At 65.1% G+C, this 15353-nt stretch carries 16 protein-coding genes; 7 read left to right on the top strand and 9 right to left on the bottom strand.

The window, feature by feature from the left end; genetic code table 11:
* The first annotated feature begins 171 nt into the window (after nt 1–171).
* From CUTER_RS04630 to ilvD, 3 genes are read left to right on the top strand one after another with little or no spacing between them, the layout of a single operon-like run.
* Nucleotides 172–1584: a mechanosensitive ion channel family protein gene (locus tag CUTER_RS04630; protein WP_052844033.1), complete on the top strand. Its 1413-nt coding sequence runs from the start codon at nt 172–174 to the stop codon at nt 1582–1584.
* 22 nt (nt 1585–1606) lie between these two features.
* A complete protein-coding gene (locus tag CUTER_RS04625) occupies nt 1607–2098 on the top strand; it encodes a PH domain-containing protein (protein WP_047259436.1) in 492 nt (163 codons plus the stop codon).
* A 14-nt stretch (nt 2099–2112) separates the two neighbouring features.
* Complete coding sequence (ilvD, locus tag CUTER_RS04620) at nt 2113–3933, top strand: dihydroxy-acid dehydratase (protein WP_201775052.1); 1821 nt, start codon at nt 2113–2115, stop codon at nt 3931–3933.
* On the opposite strand, the gene dhaM is transcribed toward ilvD, so the two are convergent.
* Genes dhaM through dhaK form a run of 3 tightly spaced genes read right to left on the bottom strand, consistent with a single transcriptional unit; the run spans nt 3930 to nt 6226 of the window.
* Complete coding sequence (gene dhaM, locus CUTER_RS04615; protein WP_047259434.1) at nt 3930–4577, bottom strand: dihydroxyacetone kinase phosphoryl donor subunit DhaM; 648 nt, start codon at nt 4575–4577, stop codon at nt 3930–3932. The genes ilvD and dhaM overlap by 4 nt on opposite strands.
* Nucleotides 4574–5209: a dihydroxyacetone kinase subunit DhaL gene (gene dhaL / locus CUTER_RS04610; RefSeq protein WP_201775051.1), complete on the bottom strand. Its 636-nt coding sequence runs from the start codon at nt 5207–5209 to the stop codon at nt 4574–4576. Before dhaL ends, dhaM begins: the two co-directional genes overlap by 4 nt.
* Before the next feature lie 24 nt (nt 5210–5233).
* Nucleotides 5234–6226, bottom strand: a complete 993-nt coding sequence (gene dhaK / locus CUTER_RS04605; RefSeq protein WP_047259432.1) for a dihydroxyacetone kinase subunit DhaK — start codon at nt 6224–6226, stop codon at nt 5234–5236.
* A gap of 100 nt (nt 6227–6326) precedes the next feature.
* Between dhaK and CUTER_RS04600 the strand changes: the two genes are divergently transcribed.
* Nucleotides 6327–7625, top strand: coding sequence for a glycosyltransferase 87 family protein (locus CUTER_RS04600; protein ID WP_047259431.1), 1299 nt, complete (start codon nt 6327–6329; stop codon nt 7623–7625).
* On the opposite strand, the gene CUTER_RS11265 is transcribed toward CUTER_RS04600, so the two are convergent.
* From CUTER_RS11265 to CUTER_RS04585, 4 genes are all read right to left on the bottom strand, one after another.
* A complete protein-coding gene (locus CUTER_RS11265) occupies nt 7528–7863 on the bottom strand; it encodes a transcriptional regulator (protein WP_082121268.1) in 336 nt (111 codons plus the stop codon). The genes CUTER_RS04600 and CUTER_RS11265 overlap by 98 nt on opposite strands.
* On the bottom strand, nt 7856–8173 hold the full coding sequence (locus CUTER_RS04595; protein ID WP_144412258.1) for a hypothetical protein: 318 nt from the start codon (nt 8171–8173) through the stop codon (nt 7856–7858). Before CUTER_RS04595 ends, CUTER_RS11265 begins: the two co-directional genes overlap by 8 nt.
* Nucleotides 8174–8308: 135 nt before the next feature.
* Nucleotides 8309–9079 carry a DoxX family protein gene (locus CUTER_RS04590; RefSeq protein ID WP_047259429.1) on the bottom strand — a complete coding sequence of 257 codons (771 nt, stop codon included), beginning with the start codon at nt 9077–9079 and terminating at the stop codon, nt 8309–8311.
* A gap of 3 nt (nt 9080–9082) precedes the next feature.
* Nucleotides 9083–9745 carry an HNH endonuclease family protein gene (locus CUTER_RS04585; protein WP_236684765.1) on the bottom strand — a complete coding sequence of 221 codons (663 nt, stop codon included), beginning with the start codon at nt 9743–9745 and terminating at the stop codon, nt 9083–9085.
* Nucleotides 9746–9907: 162 nt separating this feature from the next.
* Here CUTER_RS04585 and CUTER_RS04580 point away from each other — a divergent pair, with 162 nt between their 5' ends.
* Genes CUTER_RS04580 through CUTER_RS04570 form a run of 3 tightly spaced genes read left to right on the top strand, consistent with a single transcriptional unit; the run spans nt 9908 to nt 12113 of the window.
* Nucleotides 9908–10981: a glutathione S-transferase family protein gene (locus tag CUTER_RS04580; protein ID WP_047259428.1), complete on the top strand. Its 1074-nt coding sequence runs from the start codon at nt 9908–9910 to the stop codon at nt 10979–10981.
* A gap of 21 nt (nt 10982–11002) precedes the next feature.
* A complete protein-coding gene (locus tag CUTER_RS04575) occupies nt 11003–11617 on the top strand; it encodes a LysE/ArgO family amino acid transporter (protein WP_201775050.1) in 615 nt (204 codons plus the stop codon).
* A 19-nt stretch (nt 11618–11636) separates the two neighbouring features.
* On the top strand, nt 11637–12113 hold the full coding sequence (locus CUTER_RS04570) for a MarR family winged helix-turn-helix transcriptional regulator (protein ID WP_047259427.1): 477 nt from the start codon (nt 11637–11639) through the stop codon (nt 12111–12113).
* Here the strand turns inward: CUTER_RS04570 and mgrA are convergent.
* Complete coding sequence (mgrA, locus tag CUTER_RS04565; protein ID WP_144412257.1) at nt 12110–13195, bottom strand: L-glyceraldehyde 3-phosphate reductase; 1086 nt, start codon at nt 13193–13195, stop codon at nt 12110–12112. The two genes, CUTER_RS04570 and mgrA, sit on opposite strands and share 4 nt — an antisense overlap.
* 36 nt (nt 13196–13231) lie before the next feature.
* Nucleotides 13232–14737: an Asp-tRNA(Asn)/Glu-tRNA(Gln) amidotransferase subunit GatB gene (gene gatB / locus CUTER_RS04560; RefSeq protein WP_047259425.1), complete on the bottom strand. Its 1506-nt coding sequence runs from the start codon at nt 14735–14737 to the stop codon at nt 13232–13234.
* Between the last annotated feature and the right edge of the window lie 616 nt (nt 14738–15353).

Genomic DNA, 15353 nt, shown 5'->3' with positions numbered 1-15353 from the left:
GAGGGCGCTTATCGAGGTGAGCGAGTTCAGGTAGTCGCCCCTACGGCAAGCGCCGAGTGGGTACTACAAGAATTAGCTCGATGATCATGCACCACACATTACACCTCGGACGGCAGTGTTAGGCAGCACACCCCCAACTTTTTCACAGGCCGCCCCCTTAAGCTGTTGACCATGTTGGCAAGCTACATCCTCCACCTCGTGTGGTCCTGGCTGGCGTCCACGGGCATCAACCTCGCGCTCATCATCATGTTGGCGCTGCTCATCCCCCGCGCGGGCCGCTTCGCCGAGCGAGTGGTCAAGGAGTCTGTGACCTATTCACAGGACGAGGATGAGTCCAAATCCTCCCTCGCCTTCGCCGGGGTAGGCATCTACGTCGCCCAGATCATCCTCTACTTCGTTCTCACGCTGGCCTTTCTCCAGCAGATCGGATTCTCGCTCGCCGGGGCGGCTATCCCCGCCACCGTCGTGTCGGCTGCTGTCGGTTTCGGCGCCCAGTCCATCATCGCGGACTTCCTGGCCGGCTTCTTTGTCCTCTCGGAGAAGCAATACGGTGTCGGCGACTGGGTTCGCTTCGAGGGCAGTGGCGTCAAGGTGGAAGGCACTGTGATTTCCATCACCATGCGCGCTACGACCATTCGCACGCTGGCGGAGGAAACGGTGACCATCCCCAATTCCGTGGCCCGGGTGTGCATCAACGCGTCGAACTACTGGTCCCGCGCCGTCGTCGTCATGCAGGTGCCCCTGCTGGGCTCCCGAAGCCCTCAGGAGGCCGCCGAACGCGCCGAGCAGGCCACCCGTCGAGCACTGCTCGCCCCGGACATCGCTGCCGAGCTGCGCGACGAGCTCATCGTCCAGCCCGCGACGGCCGTCAATCCACCCACCACCGTCGGCATGCCCTGGACGGTGGACATGCGCTTCATGATCCAGGTCACCGCCGGCAGCCAGTGGATGGTCGAACGCGCGGTTCGGCTGGCGATCCTTGAAGAGTTCTGGGAGGAGTACGGCTCCGCTACCACAGCCACCGGCCACGTCCGGGAAACCATCACCCGCCCGGCCCCGACCCAGCAGTTCCACGCCGTCGCCCCACCACCGCGCGCGGAATCCAACAACTCCGGCCGCCACCGCGCCGAAGAAGACCCGGCCGCCGCGCCGGAGGCGCTACAGGCTCCGAAGCCGGATACCACCCCGGTCCCCTGGCACCGAGCCATCGTCTCATCGTTGCGCCAAGTCCGAACCTCGACGGTCTGGCTGCTGCTCACCTTCGCCGCGCTGCTGCTCGTGCGCATCCTCGTCATCAGCGTCGAAGTGGAGGATGGCCGACAAATCTCCGGCATCCTCGCTCCCCCCGTGTTCGGCCTGACGACCGTCGAGCCCACGGAGTCCACCGTCGAGTCGTCTGAGCCGGTGACGTCCCCCACGCCTGAACCACAGCCCAGCCCCGAACCTGTGCCGCCGACGACGCCGGCCTCAACTCCGGCTCCGACGACGCCCAACAGCTCTGAGGCCCCGCCCGCCGATGCCGAACCGACCAGGGATTCCCTCACCTCCACCACGACGACCCCGGCGTCGCCCTTGCCGTTCTAGCAATCCGCTACTGTGGTCAACCATGAAAACCGCAGTAACCTTCCGCCCCGATCGCGGGAACCTGCTCGCCGCCGCCGTGCTCGCGATGATCGCGATCATCATTATTGGCTGGGCCCCCGCCAAGCTGTGGTGGCTTCTCCTCGCGCCGGCACTCTTCGCCTACTGGGCGCTGCGAGCGCGCACCACGGTGGATGAGTCGGGCCTATCCACCCGCTACGCCTTCCGACGGAGTCGCTCATTGCCCTGGACTGAGCTCGCAGGTATCGCCTTCGTCCGGTCGACGGCCCTGGCCACCGCCACGGACGGCTCCCGCTTCGCGCTTCCCGGAATCACCTTCAGCCGCCTACCCGCGTTGTCGGAAGCGTCGGGCGGGCGGATTCCGGACGTGGTGACGGCGGCCGCGGAAGCGGCCGACGGTAAGGTGGAGGTCATCGATCGAGAGGGACACAGCGTCCTCATGACGCAAGACCAGTATCACGAGCACCTCGATTCGACAGACCAAAACCGCACGTAAAGGAGCTCCCCATCGTGTTTCCGCTTCGCTCAGCAGTGACGACCGTCGGCCGCCAGGCTGCCGGCGCCCGCGCCCTGTGGCGCGCCACCGGAACCCAGGACCATGAGTTCGGCAAGCCGATCATCGCGATTGTGAACTCGTACACGCAGTTCGTCCCGGGGCATGTGGGCCTCAAGGACGTCGGCAGCGTCGTTGCCGAGGCCGTGCGCGCCGCAGGTGGCGTGCCCAAGGAGTTCAACACCATCGCCGTCGACGACGGCATCGCCATGGGTCACGGCGGCATGTTGTACTCCCTGCCCAGCCGCGAAATCATCGCCGACAGCGTCGAATACATGGTCAACGCCCACACTGCGGACGCGATGGTGTGCATCTCTAACTGCGACAAGATCACCCCAGGCATGCTCAACGCGGCACTGCGGCTGAACATCCCGGCCATTTTCGTCTCTGGTGGTCCGATGGAAGCTGGCCGCCTCGATGACAAGCGCCTGGACTTGATCGACGTCATGATTGACTCTTCCAACGAGGCGGTTAGCGACGAGGAGCTCGACGCCCTCGAATCCGTCGCTTGCCCCACCTGCGGCTCGTGCTCCGGCATGTTCACGGCCAATTCCATGAACTGCCTCACCGAGGCGTTGGGGCTGTCCCTTCCGGGCAATGGCACCACCCTGGCCACCCACGTGGACCGCCGGCGCCTCTTCGAGCAGGCTGGCCAAACCATCATGGACATGTGCCAACGATACTACGGCGAGGAGGACGCTTCGGTCCTGCCCCGCTCGGTGGCGACCAAGAGCGCCTTCCGCAACGCCATGGCCCTCGACATGGCCATGGGCGGATCCTCCAACACGGTCCTGCACATCCTCGCGGCCGCACAGGAGGGCGAGGTGGACTTCGATCTCACGGACATCGACGAGATCTCGCGGGTCACTCCCTGCATCACCAAGGTGGCCCCCAACGGCCCCGCCCATATCGAAGACGTCCACCGGGCCGGCGGCATCCCGGCCATCCTCGGCGAGCTGTACCGCGCCGGCAAGCTCCACGATGACGTCCATTCCGTCTCCTACCCGAGCCTGAAAGCCTGGCTCGAGGACTTCGACGTGCGCGGCGGTCACGCCACCGACGATGCCACCCGACTCTTCCACGCGGCCCCGGGCGGCGCCCGCACGACGGAGATGTTCTCGCAGGACTCCCGGTGGAAGGAACTCGACCTCGACGACGCCAACGGCGTCATCCGCTCCGTGGCCAACGCTTACTCTTCCGACGGCGGACTCGTGGTCCTGCGCGGCAATCTCGCACCCGACGGCGCGATCGTCAAGGCCGCCGGCGTGCCGAAGGAGCAGTGGCGCTTCAGCGGCCCGGCTCGCGTGGTGGACTCCCAGGAGGCCGCCGTGTCCATGATCCTCAAGCGCGAGGTTCGCGAGGGTGAGGTTGTCGTCATCCGCTACGAAGGCCCGGCGGGCGGGCCCGGCATGCAGGAGATGCTGCACCCGACGTCCTTCCTCAAGGGCGCAGGCCTCGGTAAGAAGTGCGGTCTTATCACCGACGGCCGTTTTTCCGGCGGCACCTCGGGCCTGTCCGTCGGCCACATTTCCCCAGAGGCCGCCCACGGCGGGTTGATCGGCCTGATCGAAAACGGCGACCAGATCACCATCGATGTCCATCAGCGTCTGCTCTCCCTCGACGTCGACGACGCCGAGCTCGACCGGCGCCGCGCCGCCATGGAAGCCAGCGACCAGCCCTGGACGCCGCAGCGAGAGCGGACTGTGTCTAAGGCTCTGCGCGCCTACGCGAAGATGGCCACCTCCGCGGATAAGGGTGCCGTCCGGCAGATCGACTAGTCGATACCAGCGGCGATCGCCTCCGCGATCCGGTCCACCACCTCGCGGTCCGCACCGGAGACGGTCACCTCATCGCCAGCCAGCAACCCCAGGGTCATGATGAGCAGGGCCGACTCAGCGTCAACCCCGTTGAGCTGGACCCCATCCTCGGCCGCGGCCGCCATCTCCGCGATGACCGCGGCGGGCCGGGCATGCAATCCATCCGCGTCACGCACGACGACGGTCCGCTGGTAGGCATCCTCGGCGACGGCCGCGGCCGCCGGGGGACGAAACGCCTCGATCGAGGACACCGCGGCCGACTCGACACCGGCGAGATCCGATCCTTGTTGAGCCGCCACGGCGGCCGCCACGCTTCCCTCCACGAAGGGCGCGTCGGCGAGGCGTACCCCTTCGCTGTAGTCATCGAGCACGACCTCGACGGTCATGGTGGCCGACCCGAGGTCGGTCATGACGAGCACCTCGTATCCAGCATCGAGCTGCGTTCTCACCGCGGCGTCGATGGCGTCATAGGAGGTGCCCAAGCCCCCGTCGCTATCGCCACCGACCGGGGAGATAGCGACGTCCGGGGCCATCTGCTGGCACAGCTCGGCCAATCCCCTCGCCAGCTCCGCGGAGTGGGACACGAGTACCAGCGCAACGCTCACGAGGCGTCCCTCCCTGCGGCGTCGGCGGCAGCGTCCGCTGCGGCGCGGAGGATGAGCGCCGTCGAGGCGGCTCCCGGGTCCTTGTGCCCGACTGAACGCTCCCCGAGGTAGGAGGCACGGCCCTTGGTGGCGCGCATCCCGGTGGTTTCCTCCGCCCCGCGTTCGGCGGCATCGGCGGCAGCACGCAGGGCGGCGACGGCCGATTCTGCCCCGACTGCGGCGTCGGCGGCGGGCCCCCACGCATCGACCATCGTTTTCTCTCCACGCTCGGCCTTGCCGCGGCTCTGGATGCCCTGGCAGGCGGCGGCCAGCAGCGCGGCGACACCCGCGGCGTCGAGCTCGTCCCCCGGCGCGGCCTTCGCTGCTCGTAGCAGTGCGGTGCCGTAGAGCGGCCCGGAGGCGCCTCCGACGGTCGAAATGAGCGTCTTCGCCGCCATCATGAGGACCTGCCCCGGGGTGTCGAACTCCCCCGGGTCCAGGCGCCCGCGAACAGCCTGGAATCCTCGGTCCAGGTTTTCGCCGTGGTCGGCGTCGCCGATGGCGCGATCCAATTCGGTCAGTTCGGCGCGCCGGTCGTGGAGCACATCAGCGCAGCGGTCGAGCCAGTCGATGGCCCAGGTCGTGTCGATCATCACTTTTCTCCTTGGTTTACGGGGTTAGCGGCGAAACGCCGGGGTGCAGGCGGGGGCGTCGTAGAGATCGAGCAACTCGTCGTCGACCCGCAGGAGCGTCACCGATACTCCCGCCATGTCGAGGCTCGTCACGACGTCGCCGACGTGGGAGCGGACCAGCTGCACCCCTAGCTCGTCGAGTCGCTGCGCCACCCGCGCGAACACGATGTATAGCTCAGCGAGTGGGGTGGCTCCCAGGCCGTTAACGAGCACGACGACGCGTTCGCCTGCAGTGAGCGCGAGTTCCTCCTGGACGGCGTCAAAGAGCTGGTCGGTGAGTTCGTCGGCCGTCGCCATCGGGGCGGTGCGACGCCCTGGTTCCCCGTGGATGCCGACGCCCAACTCAATCTCGTCGTCGGCCAGGTCGAAGGAGGCGCGCTCCGCGTGCGGGACGGTGCAGGGGGCCAGCGCCAAGCCCATCGTTGCCACGTTGGCGACCGCGCGCTCGGCGATCGCAACCACCTCATCGAGGCTGTCGCCCCGCTCGGCGGAGGCTCCTACGACCTTCTCCACCAGGAAGGTGCCGGCCACTCCGCGCCGACCGGCCGTGTAGAGCGAGTCTTCCACGGCGACGTCGTCGTCAATCAACACCTGCCGGACCTCAATGCCTGATAGTTCGGACAGCTCGGCAGCGGTGTCAAAGTTGAGCACGTCGCCGGTGTAGTTCTTGACGAGGTAGACCACGCCCGCACCGTGGTCGGCGGCCGTGGTAGCGGCGAGGATGGGATCCGGCGTCGGCGAGGTGAACACCGCGCCGGGAACCGCGGCGTCGAGCATCCCGACGCCCACGAAGCCGGCGTGCAGCGGCTCATGTCCCGAACCTCCGCCGGAGATGATGCCTACTTTCCCTTCGGGCTTCGGCGTCCGCCGGATGACGATGTTCGATTCCACGGCGACCAGATCGGCATGGGCGCGGGCGAATCCCCGCAGCGAGTCTTCTACAAAGGAATGGGGGTCATTGACCAGTTTTTTGACCATGGAGAGGCTCCTTGACGCGACGGTGCTGCTTCCTCTTGAAGCCTAATCCGGTGGCTCGGCTTACGGCACAGGTTCTGCTCGCCTAGGCTTACTCGTTAGTATGAGCACGACAGATTCTTCCCCCGATTTCCGCCGCCTTCTGGCGCTCTTGGCCACCCTCGCTGGCTTGCTGGCCGGCCTGGGCCAAACCGCCCGCCACATTGGCGTGACCGACTTCCCCCTTGACATGATCATTTACCGGGAGGGCGTGCGCGCGTTCCTCTCCGGAGGTGAGATGTACTCGGTTCCGATGTTCGCCGGGGACATAGCGCTGCCCTTCATCTATCCCCCGTTCGGCGCCCTGGTCATGGTGCCGCTGACCACTCCGGGGTGGATGGACAACGATCTCGCGGGCAACATCATGATCGCCATGTCGAACGGGCTCATTCTGGCCTGCCTGAGGCTCATCGCACCGGTGTTGCTCCCTCACTCCTCCGCGCTGACCCGCTGGGCTGCCGCCGCCGTCACCTGGTCACTCGTGCTCACCTTCGAACCAGTCGACCTCAACAACGGCTTCGCCCAGATCAACATCGTGCTCATGGCGCTCGTGATGTGGGACCTTATCCCACGGCAGCGGCGTGTCCTCCCCCAGGGAATCCTCGTCGGCATTGCTGCGGCAATCAAACTGACCCCGTTGGCATTCGGGCTGTACTTTTTGATTCGGCGAGACATTCGGTCCTTGCTGGTAACGGCGGCCTCGGCGGTGGTGTGCACGCTGCTCGCCGCGCTGGTTCGCTTTGATGCCACGGTCGAGTTCTACTTTTCCACCCTTCTGGGAATGGGAACCTCCTCGGACATCGGGGTGGACACGACGTATCAGTCCAACTCCTCCTACAAGGGCATGATTATGCGCTTCGCCCCGGATGGCGCTGCCGTGGTGTCTCATGACACCCTGACTACCACGATCTGGCTGGTGCTCGTGCTTATCACCATCGGCCTCGGTGGGTGGCTCATGGTGGCGCTGCTTCGTCGCGGCCGGGAGCTCGACGCCGTGTTGGTCAACGCCGTCATCATGCTGCTCGTGTCCCCAGTTTCTTGGTCGCATCACTGGGTGTGGCTGGTCTTCGTGCTTCCGGTATTCGCGTTCCGCGCGCTAGCCGTGAAGCCGGTCCCCCGAGCCCTCGTGGCGGTGCTCGGGGTGTGGGCCGTGTTACTGGTGACGAAGCCGCCAAAGTGGTGGTTTGGTGACCAGATTGACCTGTGGGCCCTTCAGTGGTGGCAGACGATTCTGGTCTCCGACTACGTGTGGCTGGGCCTGGCGTTTATGGTTGCGCTGGCTCTGAGCCTTCGAGGCCAGCGATCTCTCGTAGCGCCGCTCGATGCCCCTCAAACGCCTGCAGCCCCGACGCCGTCAGCGTGACCCACACCTGGTCCTTTGCACGAGTGGAGCCCCACTCGCGCTGGCGGGTAACGTAGCCGGCCTTTTCGAGGTATCCGAGTTGTTTCGATAGGGTGGCGTCGCTGACGCCGAGGGTTTTCTTCAGGTGGCTGAAGCGCATTTCCTTATTCACCTCGCCTTGGGTAGCGCCGGCGGCGGCGAGAACGGCACAGATCTTGAGCCGCACGATGGGGTGGATGACGGGATCAAGTTCAGCCACGGTAGGCCTTTCGGGACAGCAGGTAGCAGGCTCCGCCGCCGAGCGCGGCCCAGGCTAGGCCTGCCCACCACGTGGCTGGCCACAGCGGCGCCAGCCACCACACGGCGTACGCCGCGATGAGGGGGATGACGGACCCAAAGTTCAGGGCGGGGTCGGGGCGCACCGGTTGCCGAGTGGAGGCTCTCACTCCCCGCTTCCGGGAGGCGATCCCGCAAGCGATCGCCAGGACGACGCACGCTCCGAAGATGGCGAGCAGCACGGGCGTCTGCTCCCGCCACAGCACCGCACTGAAGGCCGATATGGCGACCATGGCCGATAGCAGTAGGGCTTCAAAGCTTCGCTGTTGTGACTGTTCCGTGAGCTCATCGAGCTCCGCTAGTATCTGCCGAGCATCCTTGCTTTCCACACTGGCAACTTTAATACTTTCCAAAATGGAAAGCAAGGGTTAGACCGCCAGTGGCCGCGCCCCGAACCAGTACGCCAGACCAATAATCACGGCTGCGATAAAGAAGAACACCCACGACGAAGCGAGCGGGCGCCGGGCCCAGCCACGCCCGAAATCGAGCGAATACAGCCCGGGGCCCGTGAAGAGCACCACCACGGAAAGCCCCACCATGGCGAACCAGAATAAGGAAGCCTCGCCCATGGCCAGCGGATTGTGCCACTCCCCTATAGACAGCACCTGGATGGCGCCATAGACGGCGTTAACGACAAGTGCCAGAGCTGCGGCCACCGGGGTGAGCAGCCCAAAGATGAGGAAGAGCCCTGCGGCGAGCTGAGTGGTCGGCACCGCGATAGCCATGATGTGCGCCGCCGGCAGGAAGGACAATTCCTCCTCCAGCCCTTGCAAGCCCTGGCCGCCGTCAAGCCGGAAAAAGGTAGTCAGGGCCGCCAGGACGAGCCAGCCTCCCAGGAGCACACGCAGCAAGAGCAAGCCGAAGTCGATCGTCCCGCGCCGAGCGTCGGCGCCGTCCTCGCGGCTGTCCCGCGCTTCGTAGCGATCGAGCTGCGCCGGCTCGGCCTCGATGGGATCGTCGAGGACGTAGGTGGGCGCCGCGAACACCGTCGTCTCGGCCTCGGCGGCGTCGGTGGGCTTGATCTCCTGCGGAGCGGCCCGGCCGACCCGGTCGTAGATTCTCGTCGAGGTTTCGTCATAGGTGGGCACGATGGGTCCGAGGTCGTCAGCCCGATCCGGGCGCTGCGGGTTCTCACTCATAGGTCACAGCGTAGCGGGATCACCCGGGGCCAGGCAGCTGGCGAGGCCGCGCGTCAGTGCTGCAAGTTCCCCCGGAGTGACGGCGAGACCGTAGGCATGCTTGACCTCAACCTGAAGCTGCGCATAACGACAGGCGAAATCAGCATGGGGAGGCTGCCACTCGGCCGCATCGGACGCGCTCTTCGAGCGGTTCGCCTCCGCACTTACCGCGAGGAGGTTGCGGGGATCGTTGGCGAAGTCGCGTCGGGTCAGCTCATCCCACTGCGATGCCCCCTTCGCCCACGCGTCGGCCAGCGGCACGACGTGATCAATCTCTACCTGGCCGTCACCGCGCTCGAAGTCGATAATGGCGCCCGTGTAGGGATCAGCCAACGTTCCCCACTCCACGAGGCAGCCATAGGTCCCGGGCCGCACATGCGCCGGGTTCAGATCTCGACGGAGGATATCGTTGCGCGTGTCGCAGCCATTGTGCCCGCCAGCCACACGCACATCGTCGCTCCAGCGCTGACCGAAGAGATCGCGGTCATAGCCTTCGGCCCAGGCGTCCGGCTGCACGCGCAACTCCGCCAGCAACTGCGCGTGCCCGCCAACCTCTGGCAGCTCAAGATCCGGCACGGCAAGACTTGGCAGCTCAAAATCCGGCAGTTTTAAGGTGTTCGGAGCCACGCAGGCGGCAAGGAGGCAACACAGTGCAACGAGGGCAACACAGCTTTTCTTCATAACGCCTCGAAATCATAGGCCGGTACCCTGACACCAACGATGGTTGACGTTCGAATACCCATCACCTAAGCTTGTTGACGTATAAACAATACCGGCTAAGGAGACCTCATGACCAAGAAGGATTGGGACGGCGACGCAAAGAACGCCTCCCCGGACGGCGAATTCGTCCGCGACACCAGCTACATCACCGACCGCATCGTGTCCGACGTCGAACCGGGCAGCTCACCCCAGGCCCAGGAGGACGGTACCTTCCACTGGCCCGTCGAAGCCGGGCGTTACCGACTCCTTGGTGCCCGCGCCTGCCCGTGGGCGCACCGCACCATCATCACCCGCCGACTCCTTGGTCTGGAGGACGTGATCTCCCTCGGCCTCGCCGGTCCGACGCATGACTGGCGCTCGTGGGTGTTCGACCTTGACCCCGATGAGAAGGACCCGGTTACCGGAATCCACCGGCTTCAGGAGGCGTACTTCAACCGCTTCCCCGACTACCCGAAGGGCATCACGGTGCCGGCTATCGTCGAAGTGGAGACCGCCAAGGTGGTCACCAACAACTTCCCCACGATTCCCATCGACTTCCAAACGCAGTGGAGCGAACACCACCGCGAGGGCGCCCCCGATCTCTATCCGGAGGCCCTGCGCGAGGAGATCGACACCCTCGGCGCCTGGTTGTTCAAGGAGGTCAACAATGGCGTCTACCGGTGTGGCTTCGCTGGTTCCCAGGAGGCCTACGAGTCCGCCTACCACCGCCTGTGGAAGGCGCTTGACTGGTTGGAAGATCACCTGTCCACCCACCGCTACCTCGTTGGCGATCATCTCACCCTAGCGGACATCTACCTCTACCCGACGCTTGTGCGCTTCGATGCGGTCTACGTTGGTCACTTCAAGTGCTCCCGCAATCGCATCTCCCAGATGCCCAATCTGCACAATTACCTCAAGGAACTCTTCCAGATCCCGGGCTTCGGCGACACGACCGACTTCCAGGAGATCAAGGAACACTACTACTACACGCACTCCGACGTGAACCCGACGCGCATCGTCCCCGTCGGCCCCGATCTCAGCGACCTGGCCACGCCGCACGACCGCGACCGCCTCGGCGGCTCCCCCTTCGCTGAGGGCGTCACTCTGCCCGGCCCCGTACCGGAGACGGACAAAGTGAAGCACCCGCAGGACTTCCAGAAGTAGCACGGGGGTAGTCTGGCCGGCGTGAAGGTCCTACTCGCCGGTTTGATGCTGGGCGCATCGCTCATCGTGGCTATCGGGCCGCAGAACCTCATGGTCATCAACTACGGGATTCGGCGACGCTCGGTGGGCATCATCGTCATCACGTGCATCCTCGGGGACGTCGTGCTCTACGTCGCCGGCACCCTGGGGGTCAGCGGTCTCGTTCTCGCTTTCCCCTGGGCCTTGGAGGTCCTGCGCTGGCTCGGCGTGTTCTTCCTACTAGCGCTGGCTGCGCAGTCCGTGCGGGAAGCGTTGTGGCCCAAATCTGCGGCCCTCGACGCCGCCCAGGAGCTGCGCGACGCCGCCCGCGGATGGGTCGGGCCGGTGCGCACGATCCTCGCCGTCACCTTCCTCAACCCGGCAGCATTCCTTGACACCCTCGTCATCGCCGGCTCTATCGCCAACCAATATCCTCTGCCGCAGCGTTGGTATTTCCTGATTGGGGCGATGATCGCCAGCGCGCTCTGGTTCCCACTCCTCGGCTATGGGGCGGCTGCGCTGTCCGGACCACTGAGCAAGCCGTCGGTGTGGCGGGTGCTTAAAGGAGTCATCGCGGTCATGCTCCTCGTCCTTGCCGTGCGCGTGGCGCTGATGTAGGCCACGGTAACCTTTTCCCATGAGCACTTCCCCCCGCTGGCTTACCCCGGAGCAGACGTCGACGTGGCTTGGCTTGTGGTCCGTTACCGAGCTACTGCCGAAGCGGCTGGACGAGCAACTCAAGCGCGATGAGGGTGTCAATCTTTACGATTACTTCACTCTCGCGCAGCTATCCATGGCCGCCAACGAGGAATTGACGATGAGCGAACTCGCCGCCGTCGCCGATATGACACCGTCGAGGCTCTCCCATGTCCTTAATCGACTTGAATCCCGCGGGTGGGCGGTGCGCCGAACCTCGTCGACGGACCGTCGCACTAACATTGCTTGCCTCACCGACGCGGGCCGTGCCTTCATCTCCTCCGCCGCGCCCGGGCACGTCGAGCAGGTCCTTTCCCTCGTCTTCGATCAGTTAGACGAAGCGGAAACACGAGCGCTGGGGCGGATCCTCGCCAAGATTCTTAGCCGGCTCGATCAACCCCAGATGCCTCGCGCTTAGCCACGACGCTTCGACTCGGTCGCGCCCGCCCACTGGTTGATGCCGGCGTCGTGGGCGATGGCGTCGATCTCCGCCAGCTCCTCGGCGCTGAAATCCAGGTTGCCGAGGGCATCAAGGTTGGAGTCCAGTTGAGCCACGCTCGACGCACCGATCACCGTGGACGTCACCGTATTGGCTCCCTGGTCGCGCAGCACCCAGGCGAGAGCGAGTTGGGCCAACGTCTGTCCCCGGCGCTGGGCCACCTCGTTGAGACGCCGCGCCATCGCCACGTTGTCCTCATTGAGGAAATCATTATTCATCTTCCCGATACCCGCCCGGGAATCTTCCGGGATGCCGTCAAGGTAGCGGTCTGTGAGCAGGCCTTGTGCCAGCGGGGAGAAGGCGATTACACCCAGGCCGTGTTCGGCACACTCGTCGAGCACACTCGTGCCGTCCTCCCCCGGCTGTTCGATCCACCGGTTAACCAGCGAGTAGCTCGGCTGGTGGATAAGCAGCGGGCATCCCTCCTCGGCCATTATGTCCGCGGCTTCCCCGGTCAGCTCCGGGCCGTAGGAGGAAATGCCCACGTAGAGGGCTTTGCCGCTGGCGACGATGTCGCGCAGAGCGTAGAGGGTCTCCTCCAGTGGAGTGTCCGGATCGGGCCGGTGGTGGTAGAAGATGTCCACATAGTCCACCCCGAGACGCTCCAGGGACTGGTCCAGCGAACTCATCAGGTATTTCCGCGAGCCGCCAAAACCATACGGGCCGGCCCACATGTTCCATCCCGCCTTGGTAGAGATGACCATCTCGTCGCGATAGCCGTGGAAGTCCTCGCGGAGGATCCGGCCGAAGTTCTTCTCGGCCGCGCCCGGCGTAGGCCCGTAGTTGTTGGCAAGGTCGAAGTGGGTGACACCGCGGTCGAAGGCGCGACGGATGATCTCTTTCTGGGTGGCTAGGGGGCGATCGTCGCCGAAGTTATGCCAGAGCCCGAGGGATATTGGAGGCAGCTTCAGTCCGGATCGCCCCACCCGCCGATAGGACATATCGGCGTAACGCTCAGGAGACGGGGTGTACACAGGCAAAGGCTCAATGGTGTAGCTCATAGTCGCCATTATGCCAGTGCCCGTGACCAGCGTCAGTTAGCTCAGCTTCTTGGCGATGAGCTGGTTAACCTGCTTCGGGTCTGCCTTACCGCGCGTTGCCTTCATCACGGCGCCGACGATGGCACCCGTGACCTTGGTGTTACCGGCCCGGTACTTCTCCACGATGTCGGGGTTGGCAGCCAGAGCCTCGTCGACGGCGGCCTCGATGGCACCGTCGTCACGCACCACCTCAAGACCCCTGCTAGCGACGACCTCATCGACGCCACCTTCACCGGCGAGAACCCCATCGACCGCGCTGCGCCCCATCTTGGTGGTGAGCTTGCCCTCCCGCACCAGCGCAATGACGCGGGCTACCTGCTCCGGGCTGATCGGCAGCTCGCCGAGCTCAACGCCCTGCTCATTGGCCTTGCCGGCGAGGTAAGAGACCCACCAGGCGCGGGCCTCGTCGGCGGAAGCCCCGGCCTCGACCGTAGACACGATGAGATCGAGCGCCCCGGCATTGACGAGGTCGCGCATCTCCTCATCCGACAGCTGCCACTCCTGCTGGATCCGAGCACGCCGCAGCCACGGCAGTTCCGGAAGCGTGGCCCGAATCTGCTCCACCCACTCGCGCGGGGCGATCACCGGCGGGAGGTCCGGGTCGTTGAAGTAACGGTAATCCTCGGAGGTCTCCTTGGGCCGGCCCTTCGACGTAGTGCCGTCCGTCTCCTGGTAGTGCCGCGTCTCCTGGACGATCTCTCCGCCTTCCTCCAGCACGGCGGCCTGCCGCATCATCTCGAAGCGGATGGCCTGCTCGACGGAGCGCAGCGAGTTGATGTTCTTCGTCTCGGTGCGGGTGCCGAACTTCTCCTGTCCGATCGGACGCAAGGACAGGTTGGCGTCGCAGCGCATAGAGCCCTGATCCATGCGGGCGTCGGACACGCCCAGGGCCGCGACGAGTTCACGCAGGGCCCCCACGTAGGCCTTCGCCACCTCCGGGGCACGGGCACCGGCGCCCTCGATGGGCTTGGTAACGATCTCGATGAGGGGCACGCCGGCGCGGTTGCAGTCGACCAGCGAGGCCGTCGCGCCGTGGATGCGGCCGTCGACGCCGCCGAGGTGCGTGAGCTTGCCGGTGTCTTCCTCCATGTGTGCGCGTTCGATCTCCACGCGCCACTCGGTGCCGTCCTCCAGTACGACGTCGAGGTAGCCGTCGAACGCAATGGGCTCGTCGTACTGCGAGATCTGGTAGTTCTTCGGCTGATCCGGATAGAAGTAGTTCTTGCGGGCGAAGCGGGAAGATTCAGCGATGGAGCAGTTCAGCGCCAGGCCGATCTTGATGGCGTATTCGACGCCGGTCGCGTTGACGACCGGGAGGGCGCCGGGCAAGCCCAGGCTGGTCGGGTCGACGTTGGAGTTCGGCTCATCGCCGAACCGGGCCGACGACGTGGAGAACATCTTCGAGTTGGTGGACAGCTCGACGTGAACCTCCAAGCCCATCACCGGGTCGTACTTTTCCAGGACCTCGTCGTAATCCAGAAGATCATAGCTAGCGGCAGTCATGGTTCATCATTCTAGACAACAGCCCGTGGCCGCCGGTTTCAGGCTAGGCGAGACGACGGGGATTATTGAATGGTGATGAGATTCGACATGGGGCGAGGAAAGTAGGCGCCAACGCTTCGATCGTTCTCTTGGTAGCAGGAGACCCGTTGACGGTCGCTACCAGGAGTGCACATGAGGCTATACGTCTTCCCGGTCACCGGACTGTACGCAGAAATATGTGCGACGGGAATTGACGTCACCGTGGGATCCGGCCTCCACATAGTGTAGGTTGCCGCCAGCGCCGCGTCGTAGATAGCCGCGGCAAACTCGCAGGACGTAGCAGCCTCTGCTATGATCGTCACACCCTCGGCGGAGACACCGCAATTGCCTCCGATCTGACCGGCGTTAACGTTGTGGCTGCTTGCTGAGCCTGTGCAGCCCCCGACGCCGCCTCGGCGGTATCGCTAGGAGCCGGGTTAACTGTCGTGGTCAGGACAACGGTTGACGTCGGGGCGGCATTGCCCCCCCCAGAGCAGCCGGTCAGCACCGCTGACGAGCTCAGGGCGAGAAGGGCAGCGAGTGCCCGGAATGTGATAGTCATGCATGAAATGCTATCACCGCGCCGGGCCAGGCGGCG

The organism is Corynebacterium uterequi (assembly GCF_001021065.1).
Classification (GTDB): Bacteria; Actinomycetota; Actinomycetes; order Mycobacteriales; family Mycobacteriaceae; genus Corynebacterium; species Corynebacterium uterequi.
This window is presented reverse-complemented; position numbering and strand designations above follow the sequence as displayed.

What these genes read in the sequence shown, in the direction of transcription:
- CUTER_RS04630 (WP_052844033.1), top strand. Translation starts at nt 172, where the DNA reads ATGTTGGCAAGCTACATCCTCCACCTCGTGTGGTCCTGGCTGGCGTCC.
- CUTER_RS04625 (WP_047259436.1), top strand. Translation starts at nt 1,607, where the DNA reads ATGAAAACCGCAGTAACCTTCCGCCCCGATCGCGGGAACCTGCTCGCC.
- dhaL (WP_201775051.1), bottom strand. Translation starts at nt 5,209, where the DNA reads ATGATCGACACGACCTGGGCCATCGACTGGCTCGACCGCTGCGCTGAT.
- dhaK (WP_047259432.1), bottom strand. Translation starts at nt 6,226, where the DNA reads ATGGTCAAAAAACTGGTCAATGACCCCCATTCCTTTGTAGAAGACTCG.
- CUTER_RS04600 (WP_047259431.1), top strand. Translation starts at nt 6,327, where the DNA reads ATGAGCACGACAGATTCTTCCCCCGATTTCCGCCGCCTTCTGGCGCTC.
- CUTER_RS04595 (WP_144412258.1), bottom strand. Translation starts at nt 8,173, where the DNA reads ATGGTCGCCATATCGGCCTTCAGTGCGGTGCTGTGGCGGGAGCAGACG.
- CUTER_RS04590 (WP_047259429.1), bottom strand. Translation starts at nt 9,079, where the DNA reads ATGAGTGAGAACCCGCAGCGCCCGGATCGGGCTGACGACCTCGGACCC.
- CUTER_RS04580 (WP_047259428.1), top strand. Translation starts at nt 9,908, where the DNA reads ATGACCAAGAAGGATTGGGACGGCGACGCAAAGAACGCCTCCCCGGAC.
- CUTER_RS04570 (WP_047259427.1), top strand. Translation starts at nt 11,637, where the DNA reads ATGAGCACTTCCCCCCGCTGGCTTACCCCGGAGCAGACGTCGACGTGG.
- mgrA (WP_144412257.1), bottom strand. Translation starts at nt 13,195, where the DNA reads ATGAGCTACACCATTGAGCCTTTGCCTGTGTACACCCCGTCTCCTGAG.
- gatB (WP_047259425.1), bottom strand. Translation starts at nt 14,737, where the DNA reads ATGACTGCCGCTAGCTATGATCTTCTGGATTACGACGAGGTCCTGGAA.